The following is a 19889-nucleotide window of genomic DNA, read 5'->3' as shown; positions in this document are numbered from 1 at the left end:
TTATGAGTTATTGCCAGAAACATCGGAGACTTTTATTTATCTGGCAATGATCCGTATCATGGTCAGGCGGTTGGCATAATATTTAACCCCTCACCACTTTTCAAACATCCTCTAATAAATTGCCTGTGCAATAACCTTCGCTGCAATCTCTATTTTTTTAAGCTTAACCGAGTATTTAAATTCAAATAGAACCTTATCTACTACCAAATCATGTCTTTCTTGAGTTTTGACTGGCAGAGAAAATTCCCTCACATAAGCTGCTTTAACTTCTTCTTCATTAGTAGCACTTAGCAGAGCCGCAATAAAATTAAAATCCTGAGCTTCTGACCAGTGCAACCTATAATTATTTGTCCGCTTTGCTTGATCTTCCCACGCTCCCATCAGAGTAATTCCTTAGCAGTAAGACTTGACCAATGGCAACACTATCTTAACTTATCCCACCGATACCCTCAAGTTCACAGCGATTTAGGCGATCGCCACTTTCGAGCGGTGGAATTGGCAAAGGTTTTTAATGAGGAGGTGTTCTGACCATTGCTTATGTTTTGGGTTCAGGTTTCTTGCCGGGTCATCCTCCGATTTTATCGGCTATTGTGAGATACCAGTGGTTCAGATACCCGACTTCTTAGAGAAGTCCGGTATCTCGCCTTCACAAGTTAAACTGGATGAACCTCGCAAGCCGTCCAATCGCATGAGAAAGCCGTGCATATTCTGTTCGTTGAAGATGAAGCGAAAATTGCCAACTTTGTCCAAGCTGGATTGAAGGAACAAGGATTTGTTGTCGATTATTGTGACAATGGAGATGAGGGCTATACTCGCGCCTTGGATAACGAGTATGACGCCCTCGTGCTTGACATTATGGTGCCGGGAAAAGATGGTTTGTCCATCCTCAAAAACCTGCGTCGAAAAGGACAGAATGTGCCGATAATTTTGCTGACTGCTCGTAATGAATTGGATGACCGACTTGAAGGGCTAAATTTGGGTGCTGACGACTATATAGCGAAACCATTTTTTGTTGAAGAACTTGTCGCCCGCATTCATGCAGTCGTGCGTCGGAGTGCGGGCGATCGCCAAAATTTAGTCTGCGTCGGCCCCATCAAGCTGGATCGCATCACGCGAGAAGCCACCTGCAATCAACATATAGTTGAACTCACCACCCGTGAATTTAACCTCTTGGAATATCTAATGCGATCGCCTGGACGAGTCTTCACCCGCACGCAAATCTTAGAACACATCTGGGGCTATGATTTCAATCCCAACACCAACGTAGTAGATGTGTGCGTTCAACGCATTCGCAAAAAAATTGACTCCATCGGTGGCGCGGGTTGGATTGAAAGCATTCGCGGCGTCGGCTATCGCTTTCGTCAATCAGAGTCTCAACAGTGAAGTTGCGTTCCTTCCGTATCCGAATTGCTCTATTGTCTGCTGTTCTCGCAGGGAGCGCCATTGCTGGGTTTGGGCTAATCTCTTGGTGGCTGATTTATGAGGCTAAGGTAAGCCGTCTGGATGCAGAACTGGAGAGTCAATTGATGCGGGCAGGTCGTCCAAGATCGCCCAATCGCTGGCAGTCCTATGAAGCCTTTCTCCCTGGCGCGTTTGGAACCAATACAGCGATCGCCATGTTGGTCATCGATGCAAATGGCAACGTCCTGTATCGCTCCGAGGAATGGGCTACCGATCTAGATACCAATAACCTTTGGACATCGCGCCCCCAACTACAGCCCTTTCCACCATCTCATTCCCAGCGACAAACAGCCCCATTTCCAGAGCGATCGCAACCCTCGCGCGATCGACCACCGCCCCCGCCTCGATTCGTCACCCAGCGCACAGCAACGGGAACTTGGCGGGTTGGTGCAGTCACAACACCCTTTGCTCAAGTTGCGATCGCAGTAAGTTTAAAAGCGATCGCACAAGAGATGGTCGTTATCCGCAACATCTTCCTAATTTCAATTCCAGGGGTGCTTCTACTCGTAGCGGGTGGTGCGTGGGGTATTGCTGGCAGCAGTTTGCATTCCATCCGACGGTTAACTAAAGTCATTGGCAATGTCACCGCTAGCGGTTTGGAACAACGAGTCCCCATCGGTGCGACAGATGTTGAATTTGTCGAATTAATTCAAGTGTTTAACCAGATGTTGTCACGTCTGGAACACAGTTTTAAGCAAGCCTCTCGCTTTAGCGCCGATGCTGCACACGAACTCAAGACTCCCCTAGCGATTTTGCAAGGGGAACTGGAACGCACCCTGCAACAAGCGGAACCAGGCTCAGAGGTGCAACAGGGTTTGAGCAATTTGCTCGATGAAGTGCGCCGACTCAGCGGGATTGTGCGTAAACTGTTGCTGCTTTCCTTAGCGGATGCCGGACAAATGGCTTTGTACCGAGTTGGGGTGGATTTATCTGGCTTGTTAATTGAGATGTTGGAAGATATAGAACTGCTTGCACCCCATCTAGAGGTTAAAACAGAAATTGCCGATGGTTTGCGCGTACAAGGCGATCGCGACTTACTCGTTCAGGTTTTGCAAAACTTGATTAGCAATGCCATTAAATACAATTTGCCTAACGGCTGGATTCGGATTGATGCTCGTCGTCAGGGTGCAACTGTATTGATTACTATCAGTAATTGCTCGAAAGAAATTCCAACTGGCGATCGCGATCGCATTTTTGACCGCTTCCATCGCGGCGATCCAGCCCGGACGCGCAAAGTTGAGGGAATTGGATTAGGACTGAGCTTAGCGCGGGAAATCGCGCGATCGCACGGCGGCGACCTGACGCTTGATCCAACACTATCTGGACAGACTGCATTCACCCTAACCTTACCAGTTGGTTTATAAATAATTGATTATAAATACTAATTAATTTATTTTATGGTAATAAGACTTTTTTAAAGAAAAAGCTTATATAAATCACCCGTTCGCTTTCGAGTTGTGAATTTTTTGTATAGAAATATTGCCATCTTTGTTAAGTCTTTAAACTACTTCAGACCTAATTGATGATTTCTTTATCTCAACTGTGATATTACGGAGTGGGTAAGAATTCTATTAAAGAATTAGACTAACCACATATTTTTCATCAGCCGTAAGGAAGAGATTGATGTCAGTATTTACCAGCAGAATCGGTGTCCTGTTAGCTTGGACGTTGCTTTGGGCGGTTGTAGGTGTACGCGCCAATGCCCAGACAATTATTGCGGCACCGAATGACACGAATACTGTAGTTAACCAGGATGGCAAACGAATTGACATCACTGGCGGCACCCTTTCAGGCGATCGCGCAAATCTCTTCCACAGCTTTACTAAGTTTGGTGTCAATTCTGGCGAAATAGCCAACTTTCTCTCCAACCCAGACATTCAGAACATCCTGGCGAGAGTACGTGGAGGCGATGCCTCGGTAATTAATGGTCTGATCCAGGTGACGGGCGGGAATTCCCACCTATTCTTAATGAATCCCGCAGGCATTGTTTTTGGCGCTAACGCTACGCTGAACGTGCCTGCCTCCTTCACCGCCACCACTGCTAATGGCATTGGCTTTGGTGACAATTGGTTTAACGCCGCTGGTGCCAATAACTACGCTGTTTTAGTCGGTACGCCCAGCAGCTTTGCCTTCACAATGAGTCAGCCGGGGGCAATAATCAATGCCGGAGACCTTGCAGTAGGACAAGGGCAAAATCTTACCTTACTCGGTGGCACAGTTATCAGTACCGGGAAGTTGTCCGCACCAGGAGGTAATATCACCGTCGTAGCCGTACCCGGTGAGAAGGTGGTACGGATATCGGAAGCGGGAAAATTACTGAGTTTAGAAATTGCACTCCCTAACGCAGACGGGACACCTGCGAATTGGAGGGAGCCAGTTCCAGACTTACCAACTCTGTTGACAGGCGCAAATGTAAGGAACGCCACAGCACTCACAGTAAACAGTGAGGGAAAGGTAGTTATTAGCGGTTCTGGCATACCAGCAGCACCGGGTACCGCCATTGTAGCTGGTGCCGTCGATGTATCGGGAACTGGCGGCGCGGTGCAAGTTTTGGGTGAAAAAGTAGGTTTAGTCGGTGCCAATATTAACGCATCAGGCAACCTTGGCGGCGGTACAGTGTTAATTGGCGGCGACTATCAAGGTAAGGGAAAAGTCCCGAATGCCAATCACACTTTTGTTGACAGCAAAACCACAATTAACGCAAATGCCATAACTAATGGTAATGGCGGACGTGTAATTGTTTGGTCGGACGACAAAACTGAGTTTAACGGCAATATTACGGCGCGTGGTGGCGCTAATTCTGGTAATGGCGGTTTTGTCGAAACATCGGGAAAGCTAAGCCTCAAATATGACGGTTTTGTGGATTTGCGGGCGACTAATGGATTAACTGGACAATTATTATTAGATCCACCCAATTGGGTCATTGCCAATAGTGGAGGCAATATTACTCCTTCGCAAGTAGTAACGGCACTCAACACCGCTGATGTCACCTATTGGGGTACTAATTCCCTCACTGTTAAAGATACCGTTGATTCCAGGGGCAACACTAATGCTAACAAGCTGACTTTAGATGCTCCTACTGTCAATTTGGATGCACCAATGAAGCTCAAGGGCGGTTTGACTATCAATAGTACAGTTGAGCTGAATATTAACTCTGCTGCTGATTTGGATCTGGGCGGTGCTTTTAGTCAAATTAGCGCCGGAGTTGTTAATACCGCAGGAGATATCAAAACTGCTAACCAAAGTATTAGCTTCACTGGTGCAGTCAACCTGACAGAAAACGTAACGCTAAACACTGGAAATGGTGCCATTACCTTTGGAAGCACGATAAATGGCGGTAGAAACCTAGAACTAACGGCAGGCACAGGTAGTATTAATTTTAATCAGGCGGTGGGTAATACTACACCTTTGGGGAACATTGCTATTAACAGTGCCAAAGACGTAAACACAAAAGCTATTTCTGCTGCCAGCATTACTCAAAGTGCAGGTACAGGCATCACTACTTTTGATGGCGAACTTAATGTTGCCGGGAATATTAATTTAAAAGGTCAAGGTTTTGACTTCAAAAACCAGGTTATAACCACCAATAACGGAACTTTTACTATTGACAATAGCGGCAGCTTCAGCATTGCTGCTGACATGAACTTGCAAGGGGAGTTTAAGCAAAAAGGTTTAGGTGCAGTTTCTCTTGGCGGCGACATTACTACTACCAATGACAACATCAGCTTTAAGAGTGCAGTCACTATGCCTGGGGCTGGCGATGTGGCGATCAGTGCGGGAACTGGTAAGCTTAACTTTGACTCTACAGTGACGGCTGGTAACAACAATCTTACTCTGACAGCAGACGAGATTGATTTCACAAATACAGTATCTGGGAGCAAAAATCTTGTACTTGAGTCGTTCTCAACCAACAAAGCGATCGCTATCGGTTCAACTAACAACAATACAGATGCTTTGGATCTGACAGCAACTGAATTAAATTTATTGCAAAATGGCTTTGCCTTACTTACCATCGGAGTAATTAATAGTAATGGAACGATTACCATCCCCAATAACATCGCATTCGCTGATCCGGTGACAATTCTCTCTGGAGGCGAAATTAATCTTAGTGGTTTGGTTTCAGGCAAAGAAAATGCCTCGATTACTCTCAACGGTGCAGCAATCAACCTGAACGCAGGTATCACCACAATAGATCGAGATATCAATATCACCGCTACTGGTACCAATGGGGTGAAACTGGGCAACAGCGTAAAGCTTGACACGGGATTGACGGGCGGCGGCAATATTAGTATTGCGGGAAATATTAATGGCACTACTGCTGAAGTTCAAGGCTTGGTATTAACAGCAGGTAGCGGCGATATTATTATCAAAAATGCAGTTGGCAATATCACACCACTGGGAAACTTAGTAGCTAACAGCACCGCGAAGTCTGAGTTTAACAGTACCGTTAAAGCAGCTAGTTTGTTGACCGATATCGGTGGCAACACCAATGTAAAAGGAAATGTAACCACAACGGGAGTGAATGGTCAAATTTATACTGATGCTGTTAATATCATCGATTCTAATGTAGAGTTGAATGCGGGAAATGGCGAGATCGCTTTCAAATCAACTTTGACAGCAAATAACAGCAACCTAACCTTAACTTCAGATAGCAAAATTGATTTCGCAGATACAGTATCCGGCACCAATGGTAGCAAACTTCAAATTCAGACTAAAATACCAGATAAAGCGATCGATATTGCTTCTGCTGTCGCCACAGGTCTACATCTGGATACAGCAGACTTTGGCATTATTAATGGTTTTGACTCCATCACTGTTGGACGTGATAACGGCACTGGAAATATTACTATAGGCAATAATGTATCATTCAACGACTCTGTAATAATCCAACAGGCAACAGGCACAGGAACAATTGCTTTGAATGGGTCAATTACGGGAGCGGGTAATGCCTCAATTACCATCAATGGCGATGTTTTGCTCGGTGATACAAATGACCTGGCGATTAACACAAGCGCAGCTAATGGTAACATTACCATCGATGGCACTATCAATGGCAATAAACCGCTATCTTTACAAGCAGGAAGCGGCGATATCAGAGTTAACGGTGCTATTGGCAATAAAACACCTTTAAGTAGTTTGACAATTGCTGGCAACGACATCAGTGTGAAAGAGATTGGCGATAGGGACACTGTAGGTGTCAGCGGAACTTTTACTATTGACAACAGCGGCAGCTTCAGCATTGCTGCTGACATGAACTTGGATGGAGAGTTTAATCAAAAGGGTTCTGGTGCAGTTTCTCTTGGCGGCAACATTAGTACCACCAATGACAAAATAAGTTTCAACAAACCAGTTACGCTTACAGAAAACGTAACGCTAAACGCCGGAAATGGTGACATTACTTTCAACAGCACGATAAATGGCGGTAAGAATTTAGAACTAACGGCAGGCGCAGGTAGTATTAATTTTAATCAGGCGGTGGGTAATACTACGCCTTTGGGGAACTTGATTGTCAGTGCAGATGCGATCGCACTTGCTTCTTCTACTCACGCGACTAATGTCACTTTGAAACCAGGGACGTCAGATAAAACTATTGGGATCGATAATACTCAAAATCTCAACTTTACGGACGCTCAACTTGATAGCATTACTGCTAGCACTTTAACTATCGGGGATACAAACAATACTAGCGGTATTATGCTGGGAACAACAAATTCCTCGCGGATATCTCAAAACAAAAATTTGGCATTTATTACTGGTGACGGTGGTAGCGTAACGCTTCAAGGTAACATTACTACAACTAATAATGGAACTGTAACTATTACCAACGGTGGCACCTTTACTATGGGAAACGGTGCCAATATGAACTTGGATGGAGCTTTTCTGCAAAATGGGTCAGGAACAGTTTCCACTTCCGGTAACATTACTACTAGCAACGACAATATTACATTTAATCGTGCTGTTACTCTCGCAGAAAATACTAAACTCGATACAGGTACAGGTGCAGGAAATATTGTTTTTAACAGCACGATAAATGGCGGGAAAAACTTAGAATTAGTTGCTGGGACGGGTAATATTAAGTTAGAGGGCAATACCCAAGTTGGCAGTTTTATTATTACCAGTGCCAAAGACGTAAACACAAAAGCTATTTTTGCAGACAGCTTAAACTTCAGCGGCAACGATATATCTGTTGGTAATATTGGCGGTACAGCAGGGGGTGTCAGCGGCGACACGATTCTGAATGCCAGCAATAAGCTCACCTTCACTGGCACTACCTATAATGCCAGTAAACAAACCTACACTGGAACAGCTTTTAATATAAGCAGTGGCGAAGCAACCACCTTTACTTCTAGTAACGATGCCATTAGCTTTGAATTAGGCACGATCCAACTTGCCAACGGCTCTGACTTAACTATCAACAGCGGCGGCGGCGCGATCGCTCTTACATCTGTGCGCGGTCACAGCGGCGAAAATCTCACCTTGAATGCAGGTACGGGTAGCGTCAGTATCGGTGCTATTGGCAACGATACTGAAATCAAAACTGTAAATATTAGCGGCGATAATGGCATTACCCTGAAAGGCAATATTACTACCTCGAATGTAGCTGGTAATAACGTCAATTTGAATGGCCCAACAACTCTAGAGACAGACCTTAGTATTACAACTAACAACGGTAATATTAACTTTAACGGCACTCTAGATGGTGCTTTTGATATGAACTTGGCAGCAGGGAATGCAGATATTACCTTTGATAGAAAAGTAGGCAACACTCGCTTAGGTAAGCTAACTGTTACCAGCGCCGGCAACGTCACTGCAAATGACTCTATAACCGCCGCTAGTATCAGTCAAAATGCAGGTACGGGTACTACTACCTTCAAGGGCGTACTTGATACAAATACGGCGGATGGCATCAGCCTAACCGGAAACGTTTTTAATCTGAATACAATTAATACTACTGGAAACGGCGGTGTTACTATAAACAACAGCGGTCAGTTAACCATTAGTCCTGCGGCCGGGTTTAGCTTGGATGGTGCATTCAGTCAAACTGGTACAGGTGCAGTTTCTACTGCTGCTGACATTACCACAACTAACGACAATATAAGCTTTAATAGTGGCGTTACTCTCACAGAAAATATTAAACTCGATACGGGTGTAGGTGCGGGAAATATCAGCTTTAATAGCAATCTTAATGGCGGAAAAAATTTAGAATTGGCAGCAGGCACGGGTGATATTAAGCTAGGTGGTGCGGCGCAAGTTGGAGAACTGACTTTTACAAGTGCTAATAATATAGAAACGCAAGCGATCGCATCCTCTAGCATCCGCCAAAATTCCGGCAGGGGGACTACTACTTTCAACGGCCCTCTAAATACTAATACCGCAGATGGCATCAACCTGACTGGTAATAATTTCACCTTTCAAGGCGCTATCAACACCGCTGGCAATGGTGGATTTACTATCAAAAATAGGGGTCAGTTAACAATTAATCCTGATGCCGACATGAACCTGGCGGGAGCATTTTTACAAAAAGGTTCTGGCACAGCTATTACTGCGGGAGACATTACTACCAGCAACGACGCTATTACCTTTAAAGGGCCAGTGCAACAGACAGAAAATATCGCACTTACGTCTGGAAGAGGTACGATTACTTTTAAGTCTAGCTGGGCAGCAGGTGACTACTCCCTAACTTTGACAGGAAATGAAATTAACTTCAAGGGAGGAGATAATACAGTTACGGGTAGCAATACTATAAGACTGCAACCTGCAACAAATGGGTTAGCGATCGCGATCACTGGATCTGAAGGCACTTCGGCGCTAGATATCTCCCAAACAGATATTAATGCTATGAATGGGTTTAATCCCATTATCATCGGTTCAGATAACAACAATGGCAATGTCACTGTTAAAACTGCTAATTTCAACGAACCAGTAAAAATTCAATCTCCCAATGGCACTATTGATGTCAACGGAAAGATTACAGGACAAGGAAATGCTTCCATTACCCTTAACGCTGCTACAACAAATCTACGGGCAGATATTAGCACTTCCGGGCAAGACATTATCCTCGGTCAATTGGGCAAAATTATCTGGCTTCATAACGATGTGGAACTGGCAAGCAATGGCGGTAATATTATCTTTGAATCGTCGGTCAGCGGCATCACTCCTGATGCCAGATTTGCCCAATTACTGACGCTTACTCCTGGGGTAAATGGTCAAGCTATCTTTAAAGGTGATGTCGGTAAACCATATGCCTTGAGAGGTTTGACTATTAATTCTGACGTCTTAATTATCGGCGGTGATAATGCCACCCTTTCAGGCAAAGATACCGATGTTTTCCAATCTGTAACTGTCAACGCTTTGCAAACAAAATTGTCAGGTACTGTTACCACCTCAAATGGCGATATCACATTTAACGGGAATGTCACTCTTACTGACGATACTTTCCTCAACACGGGTGCTTTCGGTGGAGGTAATATCGCATTCAACGGCACCCTAGATAGCGAGACAGGCGAATATAACGACTTGCGGATGGTTGCAGGTACCGGGAACATTTTATTTGCTAACACTGTAGGTGCTGGAACGGGTAGAGAGTTGGGTGCGATATTAATTGAAAATGCCACGGATGTAACTGCTAATTCAACAATTGCTGCCGCCAGCTTCGGGCAATTAAGTGGTAGTAGCACTACTAATTTAGTGGGGGATATAGCAACTACTGCGCCTGCTGGTGTGAATATCGTCGCTAATAATATCCAGCTAGGCAATATCAGCACCAATGGCGGCAAAGTTAATTTAAACGGGGATACACAAGTCCGTGCCAGTAATGTCACCTCAAAAGGTGGGGAAATTACCTTTAATAGCGACAAGGGATCTATTAATACCGGATCTTTAGACTCATCTTCTGCTGTTAAGGGTGGCGCGATCGCGCTTTCCAGCAACTCCGGAAGCGTACAAACTGGTAATATTACATCACGCTCTAAAACTGATGCTGGCCCAATTACGGTTATAGCGCGGGACAACATCGAGACTTTGGATCTAGACGCAACTTCTAAAGGTGCTGGTGGCGCAGTTTCTCTCACTAGCCAACAAGGATCTATACAAAGCGGCAATATCACCTCGAAAGACGCAGAAATCACCCTTGCAGCGCCAGAAAACATCGCCACAGGAAACATAGATTCATCTGGTGGCGCGATTTCGGCAAAAAGTCAAGATGGTGCCATTAAAACAGGAAATTTAACATCTTCTGGAAGAACCAGCGGCGGCGCAGTCACTGCAACCTCGTCGCGTAACCTTACCACTGGCAACATTGACTCGTCTTCCAAAAATGGCGCAGGCGGCGCAGTTACGCTGACAAGTCAACAGGGAACCATTACCAGCACCAATGTAACATCAACATCCTCTGGGAAAAGCAGTGGTTCTGTCACCGCATCAGCTCCCAACGGCATTGTAACCGCAAATATAGACACATCTTCTAGTGCTGGTACTGGGGGAGCGATCGCGCTAAACAGCGATATCGGTAACATACTTACCGGAGACTTAACATCAACAGGAGCAGCAGGCGGCGCTGTAATCGAAGTTGATACACTGGGCGTTATAAATACTGGGATTATAGACTCTAGTTCTAGCTTGGGCAATGGCGGTAATGTCACCATATCTAATCCCCTCAAAAAACTTGACAGGACTCCGATAAATGACATTCAAGTTGTTTCCATTAACGCCCAAGGTGGAAGCGCCGGAGTAGGAGGAATTGTCACCATTACCACCGACCATTTCTTCCGCGCTACAGGCACTTTCACAGATGCTAGAAACCCATTTCCTACCAGCATTTCCACTGCCGGAGGAATTTTAGATGGTTCAATTAATATTTTCCACGGCGGCGGCACAGCTTACACTGCCTTTGTTGTAGGTGATGCTACAGAAAATGGTACTGCGGGTGCTATTAGCAGCGGCATTGGATTGATTAACACGATTTTGCCATCAAAAGAGTTTACCTCTGCTTACCGCCAAGGCAATATTCAAATTATTCCCCGCCGCCCCGGACAAAACCTACTACCTTTATCCGGAGTCGCTACAATTGGTACATCTACCAATAATGCTACTGTTGAAATTGATAAAAACGTTGGCGAAATTGAGAGAAGCCTCACGTCAGAATTTGACCAATATTTAGGTAAAACTGGTACTACTGCAATTAGAAGTCCAGGGGAAGATAGAGAAATTTTAGGCAGAATTGAAACTAAAATTGGTGTCAAATCAAGTTTCATTTATGCCACCTTTGTTCCGGCGCGGGTATCAGAAAGCTCTAACATTCAATCAGAGAAAGATAACGACCAATTAGAACTGGTAGTAGTTACCTCTAAGGGTTCCATCGTCAAGCGAATTCCGGAAGCAACGCGGGCTAAGGTACTCGCACAAGTTAAAAAATTACGCAACGAAGTAACTATCAGGGACAATGCCGAACGTAATAGTAAGAGTTATTTACCTTTTTCCCAAAAACTTCATCAGTGGTTGATTGCACCTATACAACCCGAATTAGAAAAGCAAAACATTCAGAATCTGGCATTTATCATGGATAATGGCTTGCGAAGTCTTCCCGTCGCCGCCCTCCACGATGGTCAAAAATTTCTCGTAGAAAAATATAGTGTCGGTTTGATGCCTAGTTTCAGCTTAACTGATACGGGTTATGTGGACATTCGCAACGCCAAAGTCTTAGCAATGGGAGCATCAAAATTCACCGACCAAGATCCCTTACCTGCTGTACCCTTGGAGTTGGACATCATTACTAGGAAACTGTGGTCGGGTAAGTCTTTCCTCAACAAGGACTTCACCCTAGAGAATATCAAAGCACAGCGTCGCCAACAACAGTTCCAGATCGTCCACCTTGCTACTCATGGCGAATTTAAAGCAGGCGCACCAAGCAATTCCTACATTCAGATGGGAAACAGCAAGCTGAGTTTGGATCAACTACCCAATTTAGACTGGAAAAAACCAGCGGTGGAACTGTTGGTTCTGAGTGCTTGTCGGATGGCGGTGGGAGATGAAGACAAGGCAGAGTTAGGATTTGCTGGATTAGCAGTGCAAGCGGGAGTCAAGTCAGCGCTGGGTAGTCTGTGGTATGTGTCAGATGCGGGAACTTTGGGATTGATGACAGATTTCTATCAAGAGTTGAAAACAGCCCCAATTAAGGCGGAGGCGTTGCGGCGGGCGCAGGTAGCAATGCTGAAGGGAGAAGTGCGCTTGGAAGGGGGACAACTGCATACTGCTGCTGGTAATATCCCTCTTGGTTCGGAATTAGCAAAGCTGGAAGGGAAGAAGTTAGAACATCCCTATTTCTGGTCTGCTTTTACGATGATTGGTAATCCTTGGTAGAAAAGGAAAATAACTTTAAGCGTTAGTCGTAGCTTGGGTGCATCCCAGTTTTGCAAAAATACCTGGCGATTGAAAATCGCGGCTACACAAACAAAGCCTGCCTCCGCAGGCTGAATCAAGTCCGCGCGGGCGGACTTGGTTTGTGTAGCCCCAGACTTCCAGTCTGTGGGCGATTTGCTTTGCTTAAGAGCCTTTTGCTTTGTTTAAGAAGCTACCCGCTGGGGTGTTGCTGATACGGATGTTAAGCAGCAGTATGCCCCTAGTACAGATTCCTGTTCAACTTTTTGTAGCGGAATTTCTACAATAAATTCTGTTCCTTTGCCGGGTGTTGATACACACTTTAGTTGCCCGCCGTGGCGTTCAACTACAACCTGATAGCTAATAGACAAGCCTAAACCCGTGCCTTGTCCTACAGGTTTAGTGGTAAAGAAGGGGTCAAAGATTCGTTGTTGAATTGCTTCTGGAATGCCGGGGCCATTATCGGAAATCCGGATGATAACAGAGGAAGGAGCGATGTTGACAAGCGAAGGATTAATGAAATCAAATTCATTCTTTATACTTCCTTGTTCATTCTTCAAGGATGTGCTAATGGTAATCTTGCTGCGATCGCGATTTATTTCTTCAGGCGATCGCTTAGAATTATATTCTTCCAGGGCATCAATCGCATTACTGATTAGATTCATAAATACCTGGTTGAGTTGCCCTGCGTAGCAATCCACCTCTGGCAAGTCGCCGTATTCTTTAATAATTTGAATGGGGGGGCGGGAGCATTCTTCTTTTAAACGATGCTGCAAAATCAATATGGTATTGTCTATACCTTCGTGAATATCAACTGGTTTTTTCTGGGCTTGATCGTGGCGGGAGAAGTTTCTTAAACTTAGTACCAAATCGCGGATGCGGTCTGCTCCCATTTTCATAGAAGCTAATAGTTTTGGTAAATCTTCAATTAAGAAGTCTAATTCAATAGCATCAGCTTCTTCTTGAATTTCTTCTGGTGGTTTTGGCAGGTACTTTTGATAGAGTTTCAATAGATTCAATAAATCTTTGGCGTACTGGCTGGCAGGTGCCAAATTTCCATAAATGAATGAAACTGGATTATTAATTTCATGGGCGACACCAGCGACTAATTGGCCCAAACTGGACATTTTTTCGCTCTGAATTAGTTGAGCTTGAGTTTGTTTCAGCTCATGCAAAGTTTGTTTTAGCTGGGTTGCTTGTTCTTTTAGCTGGGCTTCTGATTGGCGCAATGCAGCTTCAGCAGCTTTGCGTTCGACCAGTTCGGTTGACAACTGTTGAAATAGGGTTGATTGTCCAATTGCGATCGCTAGTTGCACGCTCAACTGTTTTAGCAACATCACTTCCGATTCTTGCCATTTCCGAGATTCGCTGCAATGATGAGCAATTAGTAATCCCCACAAGTGTTCCCCTTGCAAAATTGGAACTACCAAATTTGCTTTCACCTGAAACTTCGCCAGTAAATCAACATGACATTGCTGAATACCAGCTGTGTAAATATCTTCAATTGCGCGAACTCGGCCTTGTTGGTATGGTGAAACGCAATTTTTTGCAAAACAGGGATCTTTGATGTTGGTTCCCAAAATTGGCATCCAATCCTCACCGACAGATTCCACCGCTACAACCCCGTCCCCATCAGGCTCCAGACGGTAAATTAGCACTCTGTCTGTCCCTAGCAAAGTTCGCACTTCCTCGACAGTAGTGTTGAGGACTTCTTCTAGATTCAGAGAGGCGCGGATGCGTTTAGCGATCGCTCCTACCAATCTTTCTCGCAAAAATTGCTGTCGCGACGCTTCCTCGGCAAGTTTGCGCTCGGTGATATCCATCACCGTTCCCATCAGTCGCACCCCCTCACCCCTCTCATCGCGCCACACGGAACCCATACTCACAACCCAGCGCACCGTGTTTTCAGGGGTGATGATGCGATATTCCGAATTTAAGTTTCCTCCCTCCTTGACGACGCGAGCCATTTCCAACGCTACGCGGTAGCAATCATCAGGATGAACGCACTTGAGATAATCCTCATAGCTTTTAGCACGGGAACCGGAAGCAATCCCAAAAAGAGATTCCACTTCTGGAGAGCCGCTTACCTCCTCACTCCGCAGATCCCATTCCCAAACGCCCATTTTTGCCGCATTCAGAGTCAGTCGCAGTCTCGCCTCGCTTTCTCGCTCTCGCTCTTGAGCCTGCTTCCGCTCTGTAATATCCGTCTGAACTCCAATAAATTGAGTTATGCGCCCTTCATCGTCGCACACCGGAGAAATGGTCAGTTCATTCCAGAAAGGCGTTCCATCCTTCCGATAATTCTTCAGAACTACCACGCATCCTTCCCCTGTCCGCAAAGCTTGGCGAATTTGCTCAACAGCGGCTGGATCAGTATCTGGCCCTTGCAAAAATCGGCAGTTGCGTCCCAGCACTTCGGCGGCTGAATAGCCTGTTATTCGCTCAAAAGCAGGATTGCAATAGATTATCGGATTATGCGGTTGGATCGCATCACTGATCGTAATCCCGCAACTGGTTGCTGCCATCGCTCGGTCATACAGTCTCAGTGTCTCTTTGTCTCCTTGATGTCCTGTGAAGTCTTGAAACGCCCCAAACCTTGCTTGCTGGCTTGCCATCAGATTTTATAACCGAACGTTTACAGCATTTTTCCACGATAAATCATAATTAAAAAAAAATTAAATATATCTATAGGTAGATCAACAAATCTCCTATCGTCGAGTTTATATTTTTGCTAATAAAAATATCCTGATTCCTCAATTTATTATAAAACAAATTCCAGGAAAAGGCATTATTTGAGGCACTTTCTAAGAATCAGGAATTTTTTTTAAAAAAGTATAAATTTCCTTAAATAATTATAATATATATATATGAAGCTTTCATTAAGTTAAGAATGTTACCATCTGCAAAATGTATCCTTCTAGCTGGGCAGCACGATACGCGGCAGTATGTTGTGATAAAACACGGGTACGAGCGCGATCGTCTATAGCAATTATTTCATTCTCCGGTATTTCTTGGAGATATCGCAAAATATCATCACTTCTATCTGCAATCAGAATTTCTGTGCCAAACTCAAAGATTGTGTCGAGTCGAAAGAAGCGATCGCTAATAATCGGAGTTCCACACGCCGCCTCAAATAGCCGCACACTGGGAGAATAACCAGCCCGAATCATATCAGCTCTAGTAAAATTCAGCGTGAACCGCTGCGAATTATAAAACCAACGGTCTTGAGCAGGCGGCAGATGGTCAATGCGCTCAACATTATAAGTATATCTAGTTTGAATAGGCCAAGGTCAGAGATTGTGCCTCCAGAACTTGTTCCGAGTTTTTCACTCAAAAAGAGAAATTAAAGTAACTGGAGAATTTCTTTAGCGGCGCGATCGCATACTCCAACTTCCCCTAAAGAAAGACGCATCTCTTGATAGTCTGCCAAAATTTGCTCTCGGCGTTCGGAATTGAAAAGTATTTCTAAAGCAACATCCACAATATTTTCTGACGTAGCTTGTTCTTGCAGTAACTCCGGTACAATTGACCGCATCAGCACCAAATTGGGCGGCGACATAAAGGGAATAGAAAATTTGAACAGGCGGGCAATCAAGTAAGTTAATGCGCTGAGGCGATAAATAACTACCTGCGGAACATTTAATAGCGCAAGTTCTAAATTTACAGTCCCAGATTTAGTAATTGCCAAGTCAGCAGCAGCCAGCACTTGCTGCGTCTTTTCTGATACTAGAGTGGCGTTTAAATCATATTTCTGAATCGCCGCTTCTATTTTTTGCCGATAAGCTTCCAGCGACAAAGGAATCCAGAAATGAACTTGAGGTAACTTGTCCTGAATAGCTTTAGCAGCCTCAAAAATTACTGGCATCAAGTATTTTAATTCTTGAGGACGCGAGGCAGGAATTAACGCGATCGCTGTCTGTTCTGACCCAATTCCCAAAGCTTGTCGCGCCTCTTCTCTACTAGGTGCGGTAGCCATTCTATCTACTAGAGGATGCCCTACTAAAGCTACAGATGCACCTCTTTTTTGGAAATAAGTAGCTTCCCCCGGAAAAATTGCCAGTAAGCGATCGCTTATTTCGATAATTCGCTTCGTATCCTGGGGAAAAGGCGACCAAACCCACACCTGCGGCGAAATATAATACACTACTGGCACCGATGGCAACCGACGTTTGATATAGCTACCAAAGCTCAAATTTGACCCCATGTAGTCAATTAACACTACCAAATCCGGCGGATTAGCTTGCAGATATTGTTTCGCGCGACGCTGGACTTGTAAAATAGGCAACACAAAAGGCAGAGATTCCAAAAGCCCCATTGAACCAATGCCGCTGGTATTTGCCAGCATGGTAGCACCAGTAGCCGCCATGCGATCGCCTCCCAAGGCAACAATGTCTAACTTTATACCAGCAGCAGCAGCTTGCCGATAAAGTCCTTCAATCAGCAGCGCCCCCTGCAAATCCCCAGAAACTTCGCCAGTGCTAATAAATATACGCATTAATTTAGTAATTGCTAATTGAATGATTGCTAATTTATTACCATTAGCTATTAGCCATTAGCCATTAACCTTTTCCAGGAATTGGCCCTCGCCGTCCTTCAGATTGAGAAAGTTGCAAAAAGCTACGCAGGTGCTGTAAATGTTCGTTATCTGGAAGTAAATCCAGCTGTTCTAAAGCTTCAGTTAGGGGTAATCCTGAACGGTAGAGAATCCGGAAAGCTTTTTTTAAGTATCCCAACTCAGTCATGCTTAAACCTGCGCGTTTAATGCCAACCAAATTGAGACTTCGCACTCGTGACGGGCTTCCTTCTACCAACATATAAGGTGGTACATCCCGGTCAATGCGACTCATCCCACCAAGCATTGCCATTCGTCCGACGCGAACAAATTGATGAATACCTACAGCACCACCAATCACCGCCCGCGACTCAATATGGACGTGTCCAGCCATTGCTAAAGCATTGGAAATTATGACGCTATCTTCAATTACGCAATTATGAGCCACATGGACATAAGCCATTAACAAATTGCCATTGCCAATTACTGTGGCTTCACCTGCGCCAGTTGCCCGATTAATTGTGACATACTCCCGAATAGTGTTTCTGTCGCCAATTTTTACCCAACTGGCTGCACCTTGATACTTAAGGTCTTGGGGTTCTAAGCCAATTGCCGCCCCAGGAAAAATTTTATTTTGGGAGCCAATTTCTGTTAGCCCATCTAACACCACATGAGCGCCAATTACGGTGTCAGAGCCTACCTTTACTTGCTCTCCAATTACCGCATAAGCACCAACTTGGACACTAGGGTGTAGTTGGGCATCAGGGTGAATTACAGCAGTGGGATGAATTAGTGTTTTCATAAAAAGTAAAAAGAAAAAAGTAAAAAGAAAAAAGGAAAAGGTTCTTTCTTTTGCCTTTTACCTTTTTACTTTTGCTTTTGTTTTAGTCCACAAGGGAAAACATTAGCTCGCCTTCGGTAACTAATTGACCGTTAACTTCGGCACGAGCTTGCATCTTTCCAAAACGACGACGCTTGACACACAGCAGTTCCGCTGTCATCACTAGCTGGTCGCCCGGTACTACAGGACGACGGAAGCGGACTTTATCAATGCCTGCGAACATAAATAAGCCGCTTTCAATATCTGGTAGTTGGGTTAATACTATACCGCCTACTTGCGCCATTGCTTCCACAATTAGCACTCCCGGCATAATAGGGCGGCCTGGAAAATGTCCTTGAAAATGGGGTTCGTTGAAGCTGACGTTTTTTATGCCTACAGCCTTTTTTCCAGGTACGTAATCGATAATCCGATCCACTAAGGCAAAGGGATACCGATGAGGCAGCAGTTTGTGAATTTCTTCGAGTGTGAAGACGGTTTGATGAGCCGAGACGCGATCGCTATTTTCTACTTTCTCAGCATCTTCTTTATTCTCGGTCGCCGCCGTAGCAGATGTATCAGCGGTATTGGCATCAATCAGTGTGGACATGAGCAAATTTTGAATCGGGGCTAAGGGCAGTAGAGGAGTCAGTGTAAGCGCAATTACCTATCATCCCATAGGTATGTTTCACCAACCCAGCTGCGTTGTGAGTTAAATTGCATCTTCAGCCCTTAACATTCATTTTTTGGGCTAGCTGCTGGGCGAGTTGGATGTGTAGGTTATGGCTAGCTTTGTAAGCCAGGATATGCGCTACAGGAAAATCTCCCAGTAAACTTAAATCCCCTACTAAGTCTAAAAGTTTATGACGTGCTGGCTCATTTGAAAATCTCAAAGGAGGATTAATCCAACCTTGAGAACCGCAAACCAGCGCATTTTCTAGACTTCCGCCTTTTATTAAACCTGCGGTTTGCAGTTGCTCAATTTGGTGAGCGAGTCCAAAAGTGCGGGCGGGCGCGATCGCTTGGGCAAAACTTTCCTGCCCTGGACACCAGCTGTGCCACTGATTGCCAATCGCTGCTAAATCAAAATCAATCCCGTAGGAAAATCGGGTTAAGGGTGCTGGCAGTGCTGCAACAAAGGCATCGCCATCATACACCCAAACAGGTTCTTGAAGGATAAAGGAGGAATCTGGACTTGATCCAAATGGAACAACTCCCACTTGGCTAATCGCTTTCACCCACTCCAGCGCCGATCCATCCAACAGCGGTACTTCCGGGCCATCAATCTCAATTCGAGCATTATCAACACCGCTACCAGCTAAAGCACACAGCAGGTGTTCCACTGTCCGGACACGGGCTGAACCCTCACCCAGTTCCGTTGACAGAGTGGTAGAGACTACCGCCTTCACCCGTGCGGGAATTTGCGGGGAATCTGGGAGATCCACCCGTACAAAGTAGCGCCCCTCTCCCGCCTCTGCTGGTAGCACCCGGACATGAGTCACGACACCGCTGTGTAGACCGATACCAGACAGTTCAAAAGATGCCCCTAGCGTTTGTTGCTTGTCCGTTGTCATCTCAGCCCCCAGGAGACCCACACCATATCTGTACTCAGATTGGTGTTGGGAGGAATGGGGGTGAATTGCGAAACGTCCCCTAAGTGAATTTTTGCGTTAGCAAAAACCG

At 45.1% G+C, this 19889-nt stretch carries 10 protein-coding genes; 3 read left to right on the top strand and 7 right to left on the bottom strand.

What is annotated here, in order from left to right:
• Positions 1-111: 111 nt before the first annotated feature.
• Complete coding sequence (locus H6F66_RS13230) at positions 112-381, bottom strand: hypothetical protein (RefSeq protein ID WP_199313324.1); 270 nt, start codon at positions 379-381, stop codon at positions 112-114.
• A 318-nt stretch (positions 382-699) separates the two neighbouring features.
• Between H6F66_RS13230 and H6F66_RS13225 the strand changes: the two genes are divergently transcribed.
• The 3 genes from H6F66_RS13225 to H6F66_RS13215 all read left to right on the top strand — a co-directional run bounded on the left by H6F66_RS13225 (position 700) and on the right by H6F66_RS13215 (position 12819).
• On the top strand, positions 700-1383 hold the full coding sequence (locus H6F66_RS13225) for a winged helix-turn-helix domain-containing protein (RefSeq protein ID WP_190421941.1): 684 nt from the start codon (positions 700-702) through the stop codon (positions 1381-1383).
• Complete coding sequence (locus tag H6F66_RS13220; protein WP_190421939.1) at positions 1380-2825, top strand: ATP-binding protein; 1446 nt, start codon at positions 1380-1382, stop codon at positions 2823-2825. Before H6F66_RS13225 ends, H6F66_RS13220 begins: the two co-directional genes overlap by 4 nt.
• 259 nt (positions 2826-3084) lie before the next feature.
• Complete coding sequence (locus H6F66_RS13215; protein ID WP_190421937.1) at positions 3085-12819, top strand: CHAT domain-containing protein; 9735 nt, start codon at positions 3085-3087, stop codon at positions 12817-12819.
• A gap of 203 nt (positions 12820-13022) precedes the next feature.
• Here the strand turns inward: H6F66_RS13215 and H6F66_RS13210 are convergent, their stop codons facing one another.
• The 6 genes from H6F66_RS13210 to lpxC form a co-directional block, all read right to left on the bottom strand.
• A complete protein-coding gene (locus H6F66_RS13210; protein ID WP_190421935.1) occupies positions 13023-15452 on the bottom strand; it encodes a PAS domain S-box protein in 2430 nt (809 codons plus the stop codon).
• Between the two features lie 264 nt (positions 15453-15716).
• Positions 15717-16028, bottom strand: coding sequence for a glycosyltransferase (locus H6F66_RS13205; protein ID WP_277873857.1), 312 nt, complete (start codon positions 16026-16028; stop codon positions 15717-15719).
• A gap of 152 nt (positions 16029-16180) precedes the next feature.
• The gene (lpxB, locus tag H6F66_RS13200) at positions 16181-17332 is read right to left on the bottom strand and encodes a lipid-A-disaccharide synthase (RefSeq protein ID WP_190421933.1); all 1152 of its coding nucleotides are present in this window, start codon (positions 17330-17332) and stop codon (positions 16181-16183) included.
• A 64-nt stretch (positions 17333-17396) separates the two neighbouring features.
• Entirely contained in the window at positions 17397-18191 is a 795-nt protein-coding gene (gene lpxA, locus H6F66_RS13195) for an acyl-ACP--UDP-N-acetylglucosamine O-acyltransferase (protein ID WP_190421931.1), read from the bottom strand.
• An 82-nt stretch (positions 18192-18273) separates the two neighbouring features.
• A complete protein-coding gene (gene fabZ / locus H6F66_RS13190; protein ID WP_190421929.1) occupies positions 18274-18816 on the bottom strand; it encodes a 3-hydroxyacyl-ACP dehydratase FabZ in 543 nt (180 codons plus the stop codon).
• Between the two features lie 115 nt (positions 18817-18931).
• Positions 18932-19780 (bottom strand): UDP-3-O-acyl-N-acetylglucosamine deacetylase, encoded by an 849-nt coding sequence (lpxC, locus tag H6F66_RS13185; RefSeq protein ID WP_190421927.1) that lies wholly within the window; start codon positions 19778-19780, stop codon positions 18932-18934.
• Between the last annotated feature and the right edge of the window lie 109 nt (positions 19781-19889).

The organism is Trichocoleus sp. FACHB-6 (genome assembly GCF_014695815.1).
GTDB classification, from domain to species: Bacteria; Cyanobacteriota; Cyanobacteriia; order Cyanobacteriales; family FACHB-T130; genus Funiculus; species Funiculus sociatus.
Note: the sequence above shows the minus strand (reverse complement) of the source record. Positions and strands in the feature narration are given on the sequence as shown.

Bases quoted from the DNA above. Each gene is read 5' to 3' on its own strand.
- H6F66_RS13230 (WP_199313324.1), bottom strand. From the start codon at position 381: ATGGGAGCGTGGGAAGATCAAGCAAAGCGGACAAATAATTATAGGTTG.
- H6F66_RS13215 (WP_190421937.1), top strand. From the start codon at position 3,085: ATGTCAGTATTTACCAGCAGAATCGGTGTCCTGTTAGCTTGGACGTTG.
- H6F66_RS13210 (WP_190421935.1), bottom strand. From the start codon at position 15,452: ATGGCAAGCCAGCAAGCAAGGTTTGGGGCGTTTCAAGACTTCACAGGA.
- lpxB (WP_190421933.1), bottom strand. From the start codon at position 17,332: ATGCGTATATTTATTAGCACTGGCGAAGTTTCTGGGGATTTGCAGGGG.
- lpxA (WP_190421931.1), bottom strand. From the start codon at position 18,191: ATGAAAACACTAATTCATCCCACTGCTGTAATTCACCCTGATGCCCAA.
- fabZ (WP_190421929.1), bottom strand. From the start codon at position 18,816: ATGTCCACACTGATTGATGCCAATACCGCTGATACATCTGCTACGGCG.
- lpxC (WP_190421927.1), bottom strand. From the start codon at position 19,780: ATGACAACGGACAAGCAACAAACGCTAGGGGCATCTTTTGAACTGTCT.